Annotated in this window: 19 protein-coding genes and 1 pseudogene; 7 read left to right on the forward strand and 13 right to left on the reverse strand. The window is 37.8% G+C overall.

Going from position 1 to position 19,549, the window contains the following annotated elements:
• Both HNP38_RS11355 and HNP38_RS11360 read right to left on the reverse strand, forming a co-directional pair.
• Positions 1-371: pseudogene (locus HNP38_RS11355) on the reverse strand (T9SS C-terminal target domain-containing protein); the annotation flags it as partial.
• Positions 372-604: 233 nt separating this feature from the next.
• Positions 605-1,615 carry a T9SS type A sorting domain-containing protein gene (locus HNP38_RS11360; RefSeq protein ID WP_184189564.1) on the reverse strand — a complete coding sequence of 337 codons (1,011 nt, stop codon included), beginning with the start codon at positions 1,613-1,615 and terminating at the stop codon, positions 605-607.
• A 170-nt stretch (positions 1,616-1,785) separates the two neighbouring features.
• Here HNP38_RS11360 and HNP38_RS11365 point away from each other — a divergent pair, with 170 nt between their 5' ends.
• Positions 1,786-2,655, forward strand: coding sequence for a helix-turn-helix transcriptional regulator (locus HNP38_RS11365; protein WP_184189566.1), 870 nt, complete (start codon positions 1,786-1,788; stop codon positions 2,653-2,655).
• 95 nt (positions 2,656-2,750) lie between these two features.
• Here HNP38_RS11365 and HNP38_RS11370 read toward each other — a convergent pair whose 3' ends face one another.
• Together HNP38_RS11370 and HNP38_RS11375 are read right to left on the reverse strand one after the other, a co-directional pair.
• Complete coding sequence (locus HNP38_RS11370; RefSeq protein WP_184189568.1) at positions 2,751-3,029, reverse strand: hypothetical protein; 279 nt, start codon at positions 3,027-3,029, stop codon at positions 2,751-2,753.
• A 147-nt stretch (positions 3,030-3,176) separates the two neighbouring features.
• Positions 3,177-4,784, reverse strand: coding sequence for a fumarate hydratase (locus HNP38_RS11375; RefSeq protein WP_184189570.1), 1,608 nt, complete (start codon positions 4,782-4,784; stop codon positions 3,177-3,179).
• A 323-nt stretch (positions 4,785-5,107) separates the two neighbouring features.
• On the opposite strand from HNP38_RS11375, the gene fumC reads away from it, so the two are divergent.
• Positions 5,108-6,502 carry a class II fumarate hydratase gene (gene fumC, locus HNP38_RS11380; RefSeq protein ID WP_184189572.1) on the forward strand — a complete coding sequence of 465 codons (1,395 nt, stop codon included), beginning with the start codon at positions 5,108-5,110 and terminating at the stop codon, positions 6,500-6,502.
• Positions 6,503-6,735: 233 nt separating this feature from the next.
• Here the strand turns inward: fumC and HNP38_RS11385 are convergent, their stop codons facing one another.
• The 5 genes from HNP38_RS11385 to HNP38_RS11405 form a co-directional block, all read right to left on the reverse strand.
• A complete protein-coding gene (locus HNP38_RS11385; protein ID WP_184189574.1) occupies positions 6,736-7,458 on the reverse strand; it encodes an ABC transporter ATP-binding protein in 723 nt (240 codons plus the stop codon).
• Position 7,459: 1 nt separating this feature from the next.
• Entirely contained in the window at positions 7,460-8,926 is a 1,467-nt protein-coding gene (locus HNP38_RS11390; RefSeq protein ID WP_184189576.1) for a DUF5687 family protein, read from the reverse strand.
• Positions 8,927-9,005: 79 nt separating this feature from the next.
• Positions 9,006-9,578, reverse strand: coding sequence for a hypothetical protein (locus HNP38_RS11395; RefSeq protein ID WP_184189577.1), 573 nt, complete (start codon positions 9,576-9,578; stop codon positions 9,006-9,008).
• Between the two features lie 13 nt (positions 9,579-9,591).
• Positions 9,592-11,244, reverse strand: a complete 1,653-nt coding sequence (locus tag HNP38_RS11400) for a DNA repair protein RecN (protein WP_184189579.1) — start codon at positions 11,242-11,244, stop codon at positions 9,592-9,594.
• Positions 11,245-11,309: 65 nt separating this feature from the next.
• Entirely contained in the window at positions 11,310-12,212 is a 903-nt protein-coding gene (locus tag HNP38_RS11405; protein ID WP_184189581.1) for a DUF4835 family protein, read from the reverse strand.
• A 447-nt stretch (positions 12,213-12,659) separates the two neighbouring features.
• Between HNP38_RS11405 and HNP38_RS11410 the strand changes: the two genes are divergently transcribed.
• The gene (locus HNP38_RS11410; protein ID WP_184189583.1) at positions 12,660-13,496 is read left to right on the forward strand and encodes an FRG domain-containing protein; all 837 of its coding nucleotides are present in this window, start codon (positions 12,660-12,662) and stop codon (positions 13,494-13,496) included.
• 40 nt (positions 13,497-13,536) lie between these two features.
• On the opposite strand, the gene coaBC is transcribed toward HNP38_RS11410, so the two are convergent.
• The 4 genes from coaBC to HNP38_RS11430 form a co-directional block, all read right to left on the reverse strand.
• Positions 13,537-14,742 (reverse strand): bifunctional phosphopantothenoylcysteine decarboxylase/phosphopantothenate--cysteine ligase CoaBC, encoded by a 1,206-nt coding sequence (gene coaBC, locus HNP38_RS11415; protein WP_184189585.1) that lies wholly within the window; start codon positions 14,740-14,742, stop codon positions 13,537-13,539.
• 125 nt (positions 14,743-14,867) lie between these two features.
• Positions 14,868-15,191, reverse strand: coding sequence for a DNA-directed RNA polymerase subunit omega (locus HNP38_RS11420; RefSeq protein WP_184189587.1), 324 nt, complete (start codon positions 15,189-15,191; stop codon positions 14,868-14,870).
• A gap of 41 nt (positions 15,192-15,232) precedes the next feature.
• Positions 15,233-16,228 carry an outer membrane protein assembly factor BamD gene (locus HNP38_RS11425; protein ID WP_184189589.1) on the reverse strand — a complete coding sequence of 332 codons (996 nt, stop codon included), beginning with the start codon at positions 16,226-16,228 and terminating at the stop codon, positions 15,233-15,235.
• Positions 16,229-16,326: 98 nt separating this feature from the next.
• Complete coding sequence (locus HNP38_RS11430; protein WP_184189591.1) at positions 16,327-16,956, reverse strand: TetR/AcrR family transcriptional regulator; 630 nt, start codon at positions 16,954-16,956, stop codon at positions 16,327-16,329.
• Positions 16,957-17,053: 97 nt separating this feature from the next.
• Here HNP38_RS11430 and HNP38_RS11435 point away from each other — a divergent pair, with 97 nt between their 5' ends.
• The 4 genes from HNP38_RS11435 to HNP38_RS11450 all read left to right on the forward strand — a co-directional run bounded on the left by HNP38_RS11435 (position 17,054) and on the right by HNP38_RS11450 (position 19,541).
• A complete protein-coding gene (locus HNP38_RS11435) occupies positions 17,054-17,680 on the forward strand; it encodes a TatD family hydrolase (protein ID WP_184189593.1) in 627 nt (208 codons plus the stop codon).
• The gene (locus tag HNP38_RS11440; RefSeq protein ID WP_184189595.1) at positions 17,673-18,398 is read left to right on the forward strand and encodes a ThiF family adenylyltransferase; all 726 of its coding nucleotides are present in this window, start codon (positions 17,673-17,675) and stop codon (positions 18,396-18,398) included. Before HNP38_RS11435 ends, HNP38_RS11440 begins: the two co-directional genes overlap by 8 nt.
• A complete protein-coding gene (gene rnpA / locus HNP38_RS11445; protein WP_184189597.1) occupies positions 18,398-18,772 on the forward strand; it encodes a ribonuclease P protein component in 375 nt (124 codons plus the stop codon). Before HNP38_RS11440 ends, rnpA begins: the two co-directional genes overlap by 1 nt.
• A gap of 160 nt (positions 18,773-18,932) precedes the next feature.
• The gene (locus HNP38_RS11450; RefSeq protein WP_184189599.1) at positions 18,933-19,541 is read left to right on the forward strand and encodes a DUF4126 domain-containing protein; all 609 of its coding nucleotides are present in this window, start codon (positions 18,933-18,935) and stop codon (positions 19,539-19,541) included.
• The last annotated feature ends 8 nt before the right edge of the window (positions 19,542-19,549 follow it).

The following is a 19,549-nucleotide window of genomic DNA, read 5'->3' on the forward strand; positions in this document are numbered from 1 at the left end:
CCTGCTAAAAGAAAACCGCCTTCCTGAGTAGCTATTGTTGTCGCGAGAAAATCATGATTTTGTCCTGAAAGGTATTTTCCCCAAACCTCTTCGCCTTGTTGGTTGAGTTTTACCAAATGGAAATCATAACCGTTGTTTTGTGTGGGAGGGTTAGAGGGTTGAGAGCCTAATGTGGAACTTCCTGCTCCCATCTTCTGACTTCCAGCCTGAATGGAACTTCCCGTAACAAGATACTGATGATCAATCGTAGTAGTAACCTGGCTTAAAAAATCCTGGGTACCGGATCTGATGTCTTTCTGCCAGAAAATTTCCTGAGCAGATACATTCAGAAATACGTACATGAAAAGTACACTGAAGTAATTTTTTTTCATCATTTTATTTTTAGAATTTTAATCAAAAAGAGGCTGTTTTAATTACTCTCATAAATCAGCTTCAAATCTATGCTAAACTTAAAACCTGATGAAATGAAATACATTACAAATTTATAAATTTGTAATATATGTTATAAATTTAAAAGATCTATATATTTTAAAACCAATATGTTAACCCAAACATAAACAGAGACCTAAAAAAGTCTCTGCTATCCAATCAAATATAAACGGAATTAGTTTTTAATAATTTTTTTGGATACAATTTGTCCGTTCTTTAATACTATAGTTACAATATATACTCCGTTCGGAAGTTCTTGCATATCAATCCTGTTACCGGAAAAACCGGTTTTCACTTCCTGCCCTGCTATATTGTTCACCTGTATGGCCTCGATCGCCTCATTGGTTTTAAAGTAAAGTATTCCGTTTGTAGGGTTAGGATAAATTCCCGGCTCATTAAGCTTTATATCGGTAGTACCCAAAGCTGCAAGATCCTTAATACATCTTACCGACGCTCCCTGTCCTCGTGGGGCTCCGGAAGACGGATTTGCCGTGGTCGTTCCTACATACAGGTATTTTCCACCTGTAGTAGCAACATCTGAACTCCAGTAATACCCTCTTTGTCCAACAAATGTAAATGAGCCTGTTGACCCACTCCTATATCCTCCGGCAGGTAATTTGAGATGACTCCCATAAGCAGAAACCGGGTTATTAATTCCTTCTGATCCCACCAGAACATTCCAGTCCGATTGTGAAGGCATTCTCCATCCCTGGCCTATTGCTTTGCACGGATCTGCTCCGTTGACAGAAGTGACCACTCCTGCATTTTCTGCTGTCCATTGATCTCCTGATCCATTGGATGACCACCATGAATCCGGGCTGCTTCCGGTTATAAATGAATTGATCCCGGCCAATCCGTCCGGTGTATTTGATGACGGGACTGCCGATGTAGAGGAATTCCTCAGCTGATGCCCGTCATCCCACCTTCCCCACTGAAACAGATCTCCGTAAGAGTCTGCATCCGTCATCGAAACCGATACCTGAGAGCTTCCCAGATTCTGTTGTAACCAGACTTTGTTATCTGCACCCCTTACTGTAGTATAGGCAACTGTCTGGCCTCTGTAACTGAATGTCACACATCCTACATCTCCCGGATTATTTCCCGGATCTGTATTACTACAAGTCTGCTGGGCAGATATATTTATTACAGATAATAATGCTGTCAGCATTCCTATTTTCTTCATCATAGTATATAAATTTTTGAACATTTTTAATATTATTTTTATTTATTCTAAATTTAATTTAATTTTGCGCGAAATTAGCTGACTTTATTAATCAGGAGTTATCATTTCCAAACTTTTTGTTATCAAAGTCAGGTTGCATTTCAAATAGTACCAACCGCAATACAACAGGCTGCATGAAGAATCAATACGATAAAGACACTTTATTCCGTTCCGAAGATATCAGCATCATATTGCAGGAAAACCTATTGCCTGAGGAGGATTCAAAAGCTTATATTGCAGAGGACAGGACAAGTTTTAACATCCTTTTTCTATTGAGCCACGATATTCATTTAGTAGCTAAGGATTGTGATACAGAATTTATTTTCAAAAAAAACCAATATATTCTCCATTATTCCTCCGAAGGTAATACGGCGGAATTAAGAACCAAAAGCCGGGACGCTTTACAATATCTTCAAATCCGGATTACCTATCAGTATATATACAGTCTTATTAATCCGGGACTCAGCCATGAAAGCAAAGAGATTCTGGAAAATATGGTCAGAAATAATTTTATTTTTCTTCATAGGGAAGCCCCGCCTTATATGACTGCTGAAATGCACCTGATCGTAAAGGAAATCATAAATTCTTCTAAAAAAGGACTGCTTCAGAGGCTATTCATTGAAGCCAAAGTAATCAAACTTATCATCCTGATCATTGAACAGTTTAATGAAAAAAAAATTCCCGAAATTTCTTCAAAAACTTCTTCAGCTATTAAAAAAATTGTGGATGAAAATTATCACAGGAATATAAGGATTGAAGAAATAGCCCAAATAATCGGTATCAATCCCAACAAGGTAAGAAAGGAATTCAAATCCCGGTATAAAATAACTCTGAGTGATTATATTTCGGAAGTAAGAATGCTTAAGGCCAAAAAGCTGGTGGTCAACAAGAATATGATGATCAAGGAAATTGCCATTGAATGCGGCTATGAGTATGTACAGAACTTCACGAGGGCATTTAAGAAGAAATTCGGGGTTTCTCCGGAGCAACTAAGGAATAGATAAAAACAAAAAACCACTTATTACTAAGTGGTTCATATATGTTGTTTTGCTTTGATATTGCTTTTTCAGAATTCAGGTGAAAAAGCAATGACAATCAATTAATGATGATGTCCGTGATCGTGAATGAAAGGCCCGTTACCTTTAGGCTCGTTATAAATAACTTCAGCTCCTTTCTGCTCATAAATATATTTTCTTCTGATATCTTCCGGGTCAAAAGGTTTTACTTTTCCGAAATATTCTTTTAAGCCTTCCGTCAGCCATAATGGAATAACAAATCCGAAAAACATAAAAATACACCAGAAGCCTACCAGGAACATTGTAATGAAATAGATGGTCCAAAGGAACTGATAAAACGGCCAAAATGCTGATAACATCATTTTTCTTAAAGATTTTAGGCAAAAATAGAACTTTTTTCTTTTTTACACAAAAGATCAAAGCCCTATTTTTATAATTTATTTTAATTTTAAACTAATAATCAGAAGCCAGATTTTAGACTTACCGTTATTATGTGAATATCATAAATATTAATGGGCCAGGTCTGCAAAGAAGTCATTTCCTTTGTCATCCGTAATAATGAACGCCGGAAAATCCTTTACTTCGATCTTTCTCACCGCTTCCATTCCTAATTCCGGGAAGTCCACAACCTCTACGGACAGGATATTTTCTTTTGCCAGAATAGCAGCCGGGCCTCCGATGGATCCTAAATAAAAACCTCCATATTTATGACAAGCATCAGCCACGTCTTTGCTTCTGTTTCCTTTGGCCAGCATGATCATACTTCCACCGTGGCTTTGAAACTCGTCTACATAAACATCCATTCTTCCGGCCGTTGTAGGACCAAAGCTTCCTGAAGCCATCCCTTCCGGGGTTTTCGCAGGGCCTGCATAATAAACAGGGTGATTTTTGAAATATTCAGGCATTGGTTTTCCGCTGTCGATCAGCTCTTTGATCTTAGCGTGGGCAATATCTCTTGCAACGATCAGGGTTCCGTTTAATTTTAGCCTGGTTTTGATCGGATATTTTGAAAGCTCAGCTAAAATTTCAGGCATAGGCCTGTTCAGATTAACCTCAATGGCTTCTTCAAGATGCGGCGGTGTATCCGGTAAGAATCTTTTCGGGTTTTCTTCCAATTGCTCAAGGAAAATACCTTCTTTCGTTATTTTTCCTTTGATATTTCTGTCTGCTGAACAGGAAACACCCATTCCTACAGGACAGGAAGCTGCGTGACGGGGCAATCTGATCACCCTTACATCATGCGTCAGGTATTTGCCTCCAAACTGTGCTCCGATGGCACTTTCCTGGCAGATCTTCTGGACTTTTGCTTCCCATTCCAGGTCTCTGAAAGCCTGTCCCGCTTCATTTCCTTCCGTTGGAAGATTATCGTAGTATTTTGCCGATGCCTTTTTTACGGCCGCCAGATTCGCTTCTGCTGAAGTTCCTCCGATCACCAAAGCTAAGTGATATGGCGGGCAGGCTGAAGTCCCTAAATCTGAAATTTTCTCTTTGATAAATTCTTCAAGAGATTTTTCGTTCAGTAAAGACTTGGTCTTCTGGTATAAGAAGGTTTTGTTGGCAGAGCCGCCTCCTTTTGTCAGGAATAAAAATTCGTAATAGTCTCCTTTTTTGGCATAGATATCGATCTGTGCCGGAAGATTGGATCCGGAATTCTTCTCATCAAACATCGTCAAGGGAACTACCTGAGAATATCTTAAGTTTCTTTTCTGATAGGTATTGTAAATTCCTCGGCTTAAATATTCCCCATCGTCTGCACCTGTATATACATTCTCTCCTTTCTTACCCATTACGATCGCAGTTCCGGTGTCCTGGCAGGAAGGTAAGGCCCCTTCCGCAGCCACTGCAGCATTCTGCAATAGGTTATAGGCAACGAATCTATCATTATCGGTAGCTTCAGGATCATCAATAATTCTTCTGAGACTTTCCAGGTGAGAAGAACGTAGCATAAAGGACACATCCGCCATAGCTTCTTCGGCTAAAAGCTCCAGCCCCTTCGGGTCTATGGTTAAGATTTCCCTGTCCCCCAGTTTTTCAACTTTTACGTACTCCGAAGTAAGCTTCTTATAAGCCGTATCGTCTTTCCGGATCGGATACGGATCCTGATATCTAAATTCCATTCAATTTTTCTTTGTGCAAAAATAAAACATACGCAAAAAACATGAGTAAAATCAGTCCGTTTCATTGATATTTATAATGATTATAAATTGCGGGGTTCTGAGTTTATAAGTAATTTTATAGAAACTAAATTAATTAACCACAAAAGTCCCAAAAGCTTTTGATAATAAATTTGAAAAATACTTTATACACTTAAGTTTTTGAAGTTTAATAGTTTGAAAATAAGAAGTTTATATAAAAAAAGAATTTAAAGCTGAAGAATTTAAATAAAACTTTTGCGCCTTTTGTGGTTTAAGAATAAACTGAAATAAAAATTTCAATCACAATGAATTACAGAATAGAAAAAGACACGATGGGAGAAGTTAAGGTTCCTGCAGACAAATTCTGGGGAGCTCAGACCGAACGTTCCAGAAATAATTTTAAAATAGGACCGGAAGGCTCTATGCCGCATGAGATCATTGAGGCTTTTGCTTATTTAAAAAAGGCAGCAGCCTATACCAATACAGATCTGGGTGTCCTTTCTGCTGAAAAGAGGGATATGATCGCTAAAGTATGTGATGAGATCCTGGAAGGAAAACTGAATGACCAGTTCCCGCTGGTGATCTGGCAGACCGGCTCAGGAACGCAAACTAATATGAATATGAATGAAGTGATCTCTAATAAAGCGCATGTCAATAATGGCGGAGTCTTAGGAGACTCATCTGAAATTCATCCGAATGATGATGTGAATAAGTCCCAGTCTTCCAATGACACCTATCCTACGGCAATGCATATTGCAGCTTATAAAAAAATAGTGGAAATCACTATTCCAGCCGTGGAAAAGCTTAAAAACACATTAGCAGAAAAGGCAAATACCTTTAAAGATATTGTAAAGATCGGAAGAACGCATTTGATGGATGCGACTCCTCTAACTTTGGGACAGGAATTTTCCGGTTATGTTGCCCAATTGGAATTCGGATTGAGAGCATTAAAGAATACGCTGCCTCATTTAGCTGAACTGGCTTTGGGAGGTACCGCAGTAGGAACAGGGTTAAATACGCCATTAGGCTATGATGTGAAAGTGGCAGAGTATATTGCGAAATTCACCAGTCATCCTTTTGTAACAGCTGAAAATAAATTTGAAGCACTTGCAGCACACGATGCGATTGTGGAATCTCACGGGGCTTTAAAACAGTTGGCGGTTTCTTTATTTAAAATTGCACAGGATATCAGGTTGCTGGCTTCCGGCCCGCGTTCCGGGATCGGGGAAATTTATATTCCTGAAAATGAGCCGGGATCTTCCATCATGCCGGGAAAAGTGAATCCTACTCAAAACGAAGCATTAACAATGGTCTGTGCCCAGGTTTTAGGGAATGATACCACGATCTCTTTCGCAGGAACCCAGGGAAATTATGAGCTGAATGTCTTCAAACCCGTGATGGCTTACAATTTCTTACAGTCTGCCCAATTAATTGCTGATGCATGCGTTTCATTCAATGATCATTGTGCCATAGGAATTGAGCCTAATCATGAAAGAATTAAAGAGCTGGTAGACAAATCCCTGATGCTGGTGACGGCTCTGAACACTCATATCGGATACGAAAATGCTGCTAAAATTGCCAAAACCGCCCACAAAAACGGAACTACACTGAAAGAAGAGGCTGCTAATTTAGGACTGGTAACTCCTGAACAGTTCGATGAATGGGTGAAACCTGAGGATATGGTAGGAAGTTTGAAATGATTTTGGTGAAAAATTTTTAACCACAAAAGTTACAAAGTTTTTTATAAAACACTTTAGGATACTTAAGTTTAAAGAAAATAATTGGAAAATAATAAGTTCACATAAGAAAAGATCTTCAAAACAAATATTCATTTTACGTGTTTGTGACCTTATTTATTGATAATCATTCATAGGTTTATAGATGAGATGTTATAAAAAATCCCTGAAATTTCTTTCAGGGATTTTTTTATTTGCTAATTATTAATTACCGGAGTATTTACCTGGTCTGCAAAATACTGCTCCAGCTCTCTCAATGTTTCAGGATTGGTTTTAATATCTTTTACAAGCAGTCCTTTGTTTACTACCACTATTCTGTTGCAGACTTCTGTAGTATGTGACAGATCATGGCTGGAAATAAGGAATGTTACTCCATCCTGTTTGGATAATTCTTTAATTAAATTTTTCAGTTTAATTTGTGTGGAAGGATCCAGATTGGCAAAAGGCTCATCCAGGATAATAATCTCAGGATTTCCGATGATCGCTCCTACAATTCCCACTTTTTTCTGATTCCCTTTTGACAGATCACGGACATATTTCCCGGAATTTAAGATCTCCCCGTTAAACAGATCATGAAAAGGCTTTAGAAATTCGTCTACGGAAGCTTTGTTCTGTCCTCTCAGCTCCCCGATGAAATAGAAATATTCTTCCGGTGTGAGATATCCTATCAGAAAGGTATCATCCACAAAAGCGGAAACTTTATTTTTCCAGGCTTCGGATTCATGTACTTTTATTCCGTCAATGCTTACAGACCCGGTTGTCGCCTGAATTAAATCCAGCATCAGGCTGAAAAGGGTGGTTTTCCCGGCGCCATTGTTCCCGACAAGGCCAAAGGTTTCCCCATTTGGGATCTCCAGGTGCTCAATATTAAGAACGGTTGCGTTTCCGTAGGTTTTGGATAAATTATGGATGGTAATCATATCAGTCTTTATTTTTAAAAGCATCTAATGTGCTGTATTTTTCTACTTTATAATGTCTTACAATAATATCAAAGATCTTTTCCCTCAGTAAAAACCCTGTTAATCCCAGGATAGCGATACTGATCACCCCGCCGGTCATCCCGAAAAAGTATTTTGAAGCTCCGAAAACAGCCATTGGCAAGAGCATTTTCGGAATGATCAGCAGCATGGCTTTCATATTGAAGCTTCCTTTCTGGCCAATTCTTTTTTCTTTGGAATTCAGGTCAATCTGGGTTTTATTGAAAGCCCCTGACCAGAGGGTAAACTGGGAATTCACCCCGATATTGTATAATCCCGCTGCAAAAAAGGTAACATACATTTCCCAGCCGAAATAGGCATAGAATATGGCAACCACCATTGAAAGCGCCGTTACAATATTGATCAGCCACCATTTGGCCTTCAAATATTCTTTATAAGGGACATTAAGGGTCATCATCAGGGGATAATAAGAGCTGTCGAAGGCCGGAACCCTCTGACCGAACAAAAACTGGAATCCTCCGGTCACAAATAATCCCATAAACATCATCATATAAGGTGTTTTATAAACCGGCGAGGTAAACATAAGCAATCCATAGAAGATAAAAAAGAAACTTCCGATCAGAACATTTTTCGTCACCTTATTCCGTCTCAGCATTTTGATATCATTGTTAATGAAGGTTCCCAAAGCTCCATATTTATTCAGGAAGGTAATATTTTCTGTTTTACCGACTGCTTTTTTCACTTCCAATCCCTGATCCAGATAAAATTCCTTATGTACCTGCTTAAAGCAAAGCCACCATAATCCTGAAAACAATACTACAGGCAATAAGACCCAATAAGGTTTCCCGTAAAAGCTGTAGAAGAATGATTCGGACCAGGATAATAAAGGAATAAAATTATAATAGGAAAGAAGGCCTGTGATGGTAAAAATACTTCCTATGATAATAGCAATGATTTCTTTATCATTAAAAAGTATATTAATAAAATTATTGAGGTAGAACAGCAAAGAAATACCTATAAACCATGACAAAGTTCCCAGAAATCCATATCCGTTGTAAAGGGCTATGCAGGAAAAAGTGATGAAAAAGAACGAGTTCAGCCAGCTGAAAGGCGATAAAAAGGTCTTGATCAACATATAGTTGATGATCGTTTTCTTTGGGACACTTAAAGTCAGAAAGGGCTTGATGTTCTGTGTAGGCATCTCCTGCCAGATATATTTAAAGATAAGATCTGCTGCCCAAAGAATGATCAGGTATTTGGATACCACCTTCAAAGGATCGGCATGCATTTTATTCTGTATCAGATAAAAAGCAGCAAATGCACCTCCTATGAGACACGCCACAAAATAAAGGATCCCCATGAAACGCAATATCTTCATGGCAAGATTGACCCCTACTGAGGTACCCCGGAAAAAACTTTTTATTTCGAGTCTCAGGAATTTTAAGAACATATTTTCGTTTTCTACATTAGTAAGCAGAATACAAAAGATGTTACAGGTTTTATTTAAAAGGAAAAAGAGATCTTAAAAACTAATATCTTCTATAACTATAATCTACAAACAAATATTGGGTTTTGTTTTTTTCTTCCGGATTTGGAATAAGATATACAAAAGAGAGTTTTTTTACAGAAAAATCATCTTTGATCGTCAATATGTTACTGATCTGCCTACCATAATCATTCTCATTTTCGGGCGATTCTGTCATGATATTTGAAGCATAGCCTTCAAATTTTGTATAAAGTCTGGTATATTCCTCAATCAAATCATCATAGTTTTGAAAAGCCAGCCTTAAAAATACGCTGTGTCTTCCCAGTTCCACCTCATAATTCTTCTGTTCGATCCTGACCTCTCCATTTAAAAGCTTTGAACTGATTCTGTCATCTTTTTGAAAATCTGCAATATAAATGGTAATGGGTTCCCCGGTTTGTTCCTGTTTTCTTAAAAATTTTTCAAATTTAAGAGGCAATCCTATAATCATCTTTTCAGGTTTGCTCTCTACATTCAATCCTAAGAATAAACTATTCAGGTCACTTTTAACATCATCCTGCGCGAATAGAACAATGCTTAAAAAAGTAAAAACAAGAGTAAATGAAAATCTCCTCATAGTATTTAAATGATTAAATGCCGATAAGCTCTCTTGCCTGTGCCAGTGCCGCTTCGGTAATTTTACTTCCTGAAAGCAGTTGGGCAATTTCAATAAGCTTTTCTTCCTCACTTAGCGGAACAATGGTAGATTGTGTCTTTCCGGAAACATCCTGCTTCATCACCTTATAATTATTATTTCCTTTTGCCGCTACCTGGGCAAGATGGGAAATCACTATAAGCTGCATATCTTCAGACATTTCACGCATCAGGTTTCCAATTTCCTCGGCCACTTTTCCTGAAACCCCGGTGTCTATTTCATCTAAAATAAGGGTTGGAAGCTCATCACTTTCGGCAATGATCTTTTTTACAGCCAGCATTACTCTTGACCTTTCTCCTCCTGAAATAGCCGTTTGAATAGGCTTTAAAGGAAATCCTGAATTGGCCTGGAATAATAGCTGAATATTTTCCTTACCAAACGGACTAAATTCCGGAATATCCTGAAGCTCAATATCTACTTTGGCTTTTTCCAGTCCTAATTTTTTGAGCAGTGCTTCCATCTTTTTAATGAAAACAGGAATATTCTTTTTCCTGTTTTTCGACAGCTTTTCTGCCAATGATTGAAGTGATTTTTCTTTTTTAGAAATATTTTCCTGTATTTCCGCAATATGGGATTCTAGCTCGGAAGCCCCTTTTTGGTCTCCCGACAGCTGATCCCGGATCTCTTTCAGCTCATTAATATCGGAAACGTTGTGCTTAAGGAATAAGGCATTGATCTTATTATTAAATTCCGAAAGTATCGCCAGGTTTTCAGGATTAATTTCAATTTTTTCCGCTTCATTTTCAAGCTCAGAAATAATATCTTTAAGTTCTACAAAAGATTCTTCCAGCCTGCGATCCAGTTCCGAGAAACCATTGGAAACCTCAGAAATTTTTGAAAGTTTATTTTTAGCCTCGTTAAAGAATGATAAAATCCCGATCTCCTCCTGATGAAACCTTGACAAGATCTGTCCCAGGTTTTCAGAGATCATTTCGGCGTTCTCCTGAATGGATAACTGGTTTTGCAGATCTTCAAAATCTAAATCATCCAGTTTCAGCTCTTCAAGTTCGTTCAGCAAAAACTGCTTATAATCGCTTTCCTTAGTATTTTCAGTAAGCTGTGCCTGAAATTTTTTAAGCTGGGTTTTTAAGCTCTGAAACTCAGAAAATTCATGCTGGTATTCTTCAATGATCTGTCTGTTTTCAGAAAGGCCGTCAATAATTTTGAACTGGTATTCGGAAGTGAAGAGGTTTGAAGTTTCAAACTGGGAATGGATATCAATAAGCTGAGAGGAAAGTTCTTTCAGTATATCCAAGGTTACGGGAACATCATTGATAAAAGCCCTTGACTTTCCCGAAGGCAGGATCTCTCTCCGGATAATGGTCTGATGCTCATAATCCAGGTCGTTTTCCACAAAGAATTTCTTGAACTGGTTATTTAAGGCAAATTCTGTCTCGACAATACTTTTTTCTTCCGTATTTGAAATGGATTTTACATCTGCTCTTTCTCCTAAAATAAGCCTTAACGCACCCAAAATAATGGATTTTCCCGCACCGGTTTCCCCGGTAATGACCTGCAGCCCGTTTTGCAGGGACACTTCAAGGGTATCAATTAAGGCGAAATTTTTAATGTAAATTCTCGAAAGCATGAATCAGTTGGCAGATTACGTTAGGTCCTGCAAATATAGAACTTTAGAATTCAGGATTCAAGGTCTTATTTCCACTTGTTCCACTTGGTATCTGTATTCTTGGGAGAAAACATGATCATAAGCTGCTTCAGGTCATTCAATATGATTCCTCCATTGTTCCCTGAATTGAAAACGTTAAAGATCTCATCACTTTTATTATCCATGAAAAGATTGAAGAAATAATTCTGCTGGAATGAATTTTCATACATTTTCAGCTGCATAAGGGTATTAAAAATAACCTTTTTACCGGAAGTCTGATCCTGATTGTATAAATTATCCAAACCGGATCTGTGATAAGTATAGATGGTAGAACGCAACTGGCTCATGTTAGGATTTAATATTTCACCTATCAATATGGCCCTGCTCCGGGGTTCATTGATTTGGCCCCATCCTTCATAGTTCCTGTTCTGGGAATTTTGGGCGATCTGCTGGGCTTTGGAGAACCATTGCGAACCTCCCATAGACTGGAAGCTGTCTGCATCATATCCTAATATCAGATAGACATAAAAGCTGATCACATCAATCAGGTTTTTCCCGGAAAATTGTCTTTCATTGAATATAAGGTTTTCATTTTCAATATATTCAAACGCAAATTTGGTATCCTGAAGATTGATCAGCGGGGATTCATAGGTCGTATTGAATACCGGACGAACTGCCTGAACCACAATATTCCCCTTAAATCTATTTCCGTCTCTTTCATTAATAACGAGCGCAAAGTTAGATTTGATCTTTTCAAAGTTCTGGAGCTTTTTCCCCGTCCAGCTTGTGTTATTGATAAAATCTCTAAGACTCTTTTCCAAAGCCTTGTAAGCCTGCAGGTTACTCCCTCCTATCAATTGGGAATTGACCTGAACGGTTGCCAGTATTTCCTGGGAAAGACTGATATTATATAAGAAAAGCAGTAAAAATAAGCTTATGATCTTTTTCATTATCTGATTAAAAATTGAGAACGGAAATTTATTAAAATTATTCTTAGTATGCGACAAAAATATCTGGAATTAAGCTAAATCTGAATTAAATGAAAGCAAAAGGGTTATAATAAATCTAAAGGACTTTTGAATTTATTCTTTACCACATCCGTAATATGAGTATATATTGTAGTAGTTTTTAAATGATTATGTCCTTCGCTATATTACCATATTTTCAGCTTATGCACAAAGCTATCAATGAGTTAGCCTTATTAATTTGGCTATGTTTATATTACTGTCAAAAATAAAAATATTTACCAATAAAAAATATTTAATATATTAGTTCACAAAAAATTCTTAACAAAAGAACACTCTTATCAAAAATATTTTTATTTAGACAAAGATGATTGACGTAATGCGTAAATTAGAATGTTAGCGATTGTTTGATACCAAATTGAAACATTCCAAATGATTGAACTTAACGAAAACGAATTACAAGCTGAAAGCTGGAACGACTTGCAAAATTATTTATTTGATGTTTACGAATCGGATAAAGATAGATACAGGTCTAAATATGCTTATCGAGGAATTTCTGATAAGAATTATGGATTAGAAACAAGTATTCAAAGAATAGGTAGAATACCGTCTGAAGTGGAAAACCATCTAATCCGAAATTTTCAAAAATATTCCCCAATTAATACACTTGTTGACGACTACAACAACATTTGGAATTGGATTTCACTAGGACAACATCACGGACTACCAACAAGGTTTTTAGACTGGACTTTTTCTCCAAATGTTGCCCTTCACTTCATGACAGATGACATTAATACCTTCAAAAAAGATGGAGCTATTTGGATTGTTGATTTTGTAGAGATAAAGAACCATTTACCCAAAGATTTGCAAAACAAACTTAGAGATCAAAAGACACTATCATTTACATCCGCTGAATTAAAAAAATACATCGGAAATACAATTCGTGAAATTGAAGCCTATGAAAAAACTCATGGCGATGCATTACTTTTTTTTGAACCACCTTCTATAGATGACAGAATAGTAAATCAGTTTGCTATGTTCTCTTTTATGCTAAATCCTGATGTCGACAAAAAGGGTTGGCTAGAGACACACAAACATCTGTATAAGAGAATAATAATTCCAGCAGACCTCAAATGGGAAATACGAGATAAACTTGACCAATCCAACATCACGGAAAGAATTATTTATCCAGGACTTGATGGAATTTCCAAGTGGCTAGGTCGGTGGTATAGAGAGAAAGACGACTCAAAAAAATGGAAAATAAAATAATAGCTCATCAGCTAACACAGTATTGCCAAAACTTTTCAACCTATTTTAAAAGCTGGCCTTCCACAAAATCAAGAATATCTTTAGCCACATCATCCTTGGATTTCAGCTCAAATTCTTTTCTTTCTGTTTTGGTAAATATCTTTATTTTATTGGTATTGTTTTTGAACCCTGCTCCTTCATCACGAAGAGAATTCAGTACGATCATATCCAGATTTTTCTTTTCAAGCTTTCCTTTGGCGTTCTCTTCTTCATTCTGAGTTTCCAAAGCAAATCCTACCAGAAATTGGCGGGATTTCTTTTCTCCCATTGTCCTGAGGATATCCGGGTTTTTAACCAGTTCAATGGTTAAACTATCATCATTTTTTTTGATCTTTTCTTTAGCTACTTCTTTAGGTGCATAATCCGCAACGGCAGCACTGGCAATAGCAATATCCACATTGTCATAGAATTGGAATACCTTTTCCAGCATTTCTTTTGCAGAAGTCACTCTATACAGCTCCACCCTTTTATCATCCATGACCTGATTGCTTGGCCCCGAGATCAAAATGACTTTTGCTCCCCTTCTTGAAGCTTCTTCCGCCAGAGAAAACCCCATTTTTCCTGATGAGTGATTCCCTATAAACCTTACCGGGTCGATCGCCTCATAAGTAGGGCCCGCAGTAATTAAAATGGTCTTCCCTTCAAGAGTTTTGGTTTTACGATTAGAATTAAAAAAGTCTTCAATGGTTTTGGAGATGGTTTCAGGCTCTGCCATTCTTCCCTGCCCGATCAGTCCGCTTGCCAGCTCTCCGCTTTCAGCAGGAATAATGATGTGTCCATAATTTTCGGCTTTTTCCAGATTCTGCTTTGTAGAAGGATGCTGATACATATCGAGATCCATAGCCGGAGCTATAAAAACCGGGCATTTTGCTGACATATAGGTAGCGATCACCAGATTATCACACATTCCGTGGATCATTTTTGCCAGTGTATTGGCCGTGCAGGGAGCTACGATCATTACATCCGCCCATAAAGCAAGTTCCACATGGCTGTTCCATGTTCCGTTATCGCTGTAAAAGTCGGTATAAACAGGTTTCTTAGATAAGGTTGATAAGCTGAGCTTCGTAACGAAATGCTCTGCATCAGGAGTCATGATCACCTGAACCTCGGCCCCTTTTTTCACAAAATCCCTGATCAGAAAATGTATTTTATATGCTGCAATTCCTCCAGAAACGGCTATAAGGATCTTTTTCCCGGAAATACCCATGTGTAGTTTAGTTTTAAAAATACTAAATTAATTATTTTTTCTCATTAAACAGGTTTAGAAACAGCGAAGGCCATAAAAGAACTGACTCTTTTACGACCTTCGTTTATTTTACCGCAGAAAAAAGATTATTTTCTTTCTTCTGTTTTTCTGAAATAGATATCTTCATTCATCCACTCTTCTATCGCAATAGAAGTCGGCTTCGGAAGTTTTTCATAATGTTTAGAAATCTCGATCTGCTCTCTGTTTTCGAAAACTTCTTCCAATGTGGAATTGTGCACGGCAAATTCATCTAATTTATTATGCAATTCCGTACGGATTTCAGCATTGATCTGCTCTGCTCTCTTTCCCATGATAACAATAGCTTCATAGATGGAGCCTACTTTCTCCTCAATTTTGTCTCTATCGTAAGTAATCGTATTTACTTCTGCTTTTGTATCTTTTACACTCATTTTGAGAAATTTATTTTATTTTAAGTCCGCAAATTTACGAATTATCTTTGAATTTTGAAAGTGGCTGCCGGCGGAGGGGTCTGAAGTGCCGCACTGTCCCTCTGGATCTGCATTGCTTTCTTCTCTGCCTCTACCTGATCTCTCATCTGCTGTTCCGTTTTATTCTTCTCAGCCAGTTTATCCGCTTCTTTCTTCTGCTTTGCCGTTAAAGTCGCAATTCTTGATTCCGTTTGTTTTTTTACAACCACAAAGTCCTTCTTTTCTTTTTCAAGTTTACTTCTAAGGTCCGATGCTGTTTTAGCGTAATCTGTGCCCGGCAATTCTTTTTCAACCTGTTTTGTAAACGCTATGGCATTATCTAAACGCTCATCCTTAAGGTCATAAATGGAGTTCGTGGCAAGTTCATACTTTGATTTCAGCATAAAATCATAGATTTTCGGACGCAACTTTGTACTTGGGAAGTCTTCCAATACATTTTCCAACGCTACGTTAGCTGCTTTATAATCGCCCATTTTAAAGTACTGCTTAGCATTTTCGTATGCCTTGAATTCTAACTTATAAGAAAGCTCATCAATAAGCTGACCAATATTTTTAGATCTTTCGGAGTTCGGGTAACTATTTAAAAAGTCCTGCAATTCATTAATAGCCAGCTCTGTACTGGATTGATCAAGGTTATAATCCATCGATCCTTCGTAGTAACATAATGCCGACATGTAAGCAGCCTCTTCTTTTCTGTTGTCCTGGGGAAAACTTATCGAAAAGTTTTTAAACTGGTGCCCTGCAAGCTTATAATTCTTGTCATAATAGTTAGCGTACGCAGAATTAAAAACCACATTCGGGGCATCATCAGTGCCTGCCACAAGGTTCGGGAGCCTGTCATAGAGTGCCAGTGCGTTTTTCCACTTCTTTTTAGCAAAGTTTTCGTTAGCAACTTTTAAGATGTAGTTTTTGTCCGCACTTTTCATGGCCTTATCCTGCTGGCTTACGCATGATGAAACCACAGCAACTGCAAAAAGACCTAAAATATATTTTTTCATAAAGAATTCAACAGTTTCCGGATTTTTCCGATCTATTAATTTGCAAAAATATAACTTTTTTGTCAATAGATTTTTTTTTATGAATATTTAACGTAATTTTAGTCTGCAGCGTATCCCAGAATGGCAAAAACACTGAGCAGGAGATTCATTCTTACTTTCTTCTCTGCTTCTTTGGTATAGGTTTCCTCGTTCTTGCTTGGTACATACAATTCATAAAAGTTTTTATTGCGGATCACAAACAATGTAGATCCGATAATTGTAGTAAGAATATCTTCCGGCTTAGGGGTAAATGTAAAAACCCCGGAGGCAACCCCTTTTTTGATGACCTCATCCAATTTCTTAACAAATAGCTGGTAGAAATCAAGCAGCTCATCTTTCAGATTCTCCGTATGACGAAGTTCCTGGGTGACAAATCCGTGGAAGTAATTGTATTTAAAAAGTTGTGAAACTATATATTTAATGATCTCTTTCATCTGCATTTCGGGTTTGCCGTCTTTTATGGTGTCTGCAAATTCCGAAAAATTCTCCCTGGTCTTCAATACCCGGTATTGATACAAATAAGACATCATTTTTTCTTTGGAACCGAAATAATAAGAGATCATAGCGACATTAATGTTGGCCTTGGAACAGATATCCCTTACTGACGTTCCTTCGTAACCTTTTTTTGCGATAAGTTCTTCAGCAATATCCAGAATATGGATCTGCTTTTCCGTAAATTTTTTTCTCATGAAGTGTACTTTGAGTAAAGTTAAGAAATTTTTAACAAAATTGTAAACGTTTGTTTAAGGATTTTATATAAATGCTAAATAATAAGTACTTTTGAGGATGGAATTTTTTGATTTTCACCATCATAAGAAACACATAAGATACGGTATCTACAATTTGGAAATCGGAAGAATTCCACCTGATTTCCCTTATTCCATCGGCATTCATCCCAAGGATATTCATACCGATGATATAGAGCATCAATTCAAATGGTTAAGGTCAATGATGTTCCAGACCTGTTTTGCGATTGGTGAATGCGGACTGGACTCGTTTGTCCCTGTTGAGCAGAACATCCAGGAAGAAGTTTTTTTGCGGCAGATCAAATTATCAAATGAAATAAAAAAACCTATTATTATCCACTGTGTAAGAAGGTTTTATGAAGTTATTTCTTTCAGGAAAAAGGCTGATCAGGCAATGATCATTCATGGCTTCAATAAAAAACATAGCATCGCCGAAGACCTGCTTAAAAATAATTTTCACCTGAGTTTTGGAAAAGCTGTTTTGTATAATTTATCTTTGCAGCATACTTTAAAAACGGTTCCTTTAGATAGGGTCTTTTTGGAAACTGATAATGATGATTTTAAGATTGAAGAATTATATCATAAGGTTTCAGAAATAAAAGGCATTTCTCCGGAACGCCTTAATGAACAGATTTTAGAAAATTTAGAGACGATAAAAAATGGATAAGTACTGGCTGGAAAGAACGGAACTTCTGATCAAGGAAGATGGGATTGATCAATTAAATAAAGCCAATATTCTGGTTGTAGGTTTAGGTGGAGTGGGATCTTTTGCGGCCGAGTTCCTGGCAAGAGCCGGTGTGGGAAGTATGACGATCGTAGATGGCGATACGGTTGACATCACCAATATCAACCGACAGCTTCCAGCACTTCATTCTACAGTTGGGAAACATAAAGTGGAGGTGGTTGCCGAGAGACTTTTAGATATCAATCCTGAGCTTAATCTAATTAAAATCAACGAATTTCTTAATCCCGAAAGAATGGATGAGATCCTGGATTCCGGAAAATTTGATTATGTCCTTGACTGTATCGACAGTGTAACGCCTAAATTATGCCTGATCAAGGCTGCCAAAAGGAGGAAAATAAAGATCATCAGCTCTATGGGCGCCGGAGGAAAAACCGATCCAAGCAAAGTGATGGTAAGGGATATCAGCAAAACCCACAACTGTTTTCTGGCAAAACAGGTGAGAAAAAGACTGAAAAAAGAGAAAATCCATAAAGGTTTCAGATGTGTTTTCTCTAATGAACTTCAGAAAGAAGAAAGCCTGAAAATGACTGACGGAAGCAACTTCAAAAAATCATTTTACGGGACCATTAGTTTTATTCCCGCTCTTTTCGGCCTGTATGCTGCTGCTGAAGTCATTAATTACCTGGTGAAAAAAGACTAATGCAGAACTTTAACTATCCAAGAGCCGAAAAACTCAAAAAAAATAACGAGATCTCTTTACTTTTTGAAAAAGGTAAATGGAAAACCTGTGGAAACCTGAGGATCATCGTACTTAAAGATAATCCTGATCATCCTGTTGAAAGTATAAAATTCGGAGTTTCTGTCTCTAAAAGGTATTTTAAAAAAGCGGTTCATCGAAACCGGGTAAAAAGATTGTTGAGGGAGTCTTACCGCTTACATAAGGATCTGTTCAATGAGGCTTTTGGTACTCAAACTATTGCTATGCTGTTTTGGGTTTCTTCTGAAATGCCACAGAAATTTCAGGATGTGGAGGCTCAGTTTATCAAGCTTTGCCAGATTCAGAAAAGATCTTAATCTTTTTTCTCCCGCTGATTGAACAGATTATGCAGATTTTTATATTAGTGCATATGATGATCTGAGCCAATTTATAGGGTTTTGATCATATTCTAACAAATATTATAAATCTTGCATACTTTTTGTAACTTTAGAGAAAACAATTAAACTGAAAATTAAAATGTTAGACAATATTCCCTATTTACCTTACGTGCTGAGTGCCTTTATTGGTATCGGCTTAGCCGCAGCATCCGGTTTCAGGGTTTTCCTGCCGATGTTTGCCGTAAGCCTGGCTTCTTATATGGGCTGGATCCCTATGAATGATCACTTTCAATGGCTTGCAGGTCTTCCTACGCTTATCACGACAGGAATTGCAACCGTTGCTGAGATCTTGGCTTATTATATCCCTTATATCGATCATTTGCTGGATACGCTTTCTGTTCCAATGGCTACGGTAGCCGGCTCTGTTTTGTTTGCAAGCCAGTTTGCCGATCTGGGAACCTTTCCTCAATGGGCATTGGCTTTGATCGCAGGGGGAGGAACGGCCGCTGCCATCAGCTCTGGGTTTGCTGGGACCCGGGCAGCATCCACAGCCACCACAGGCGGGCTCGGAAATTCTGTGGTTGCAACTACAGAAACGGCGGGAGCGGGTATCATGTCTGTTTTAGCAATGGCTGCTCCGGTTATTGCGGCTATCTGCGCCATTATTTTAGTGGTCATAGTTCTTATAGTGGGACGTAAAGCGTGGCGAAAAATCAGAGGTAATAAAAGTGTCGTTGACAATACATAAACAATGAT

Source organism: Chryseobacterium defluvii, assembly GCF_014204415.1.
Taxonomy (GTDB): domain Bacteria; phylum Bacteroidota; class Bacteroidia; order Flavobacteriales; family Weeksellaceae; genus Chryseobacterium; species Chryseobacterium defluvii_A.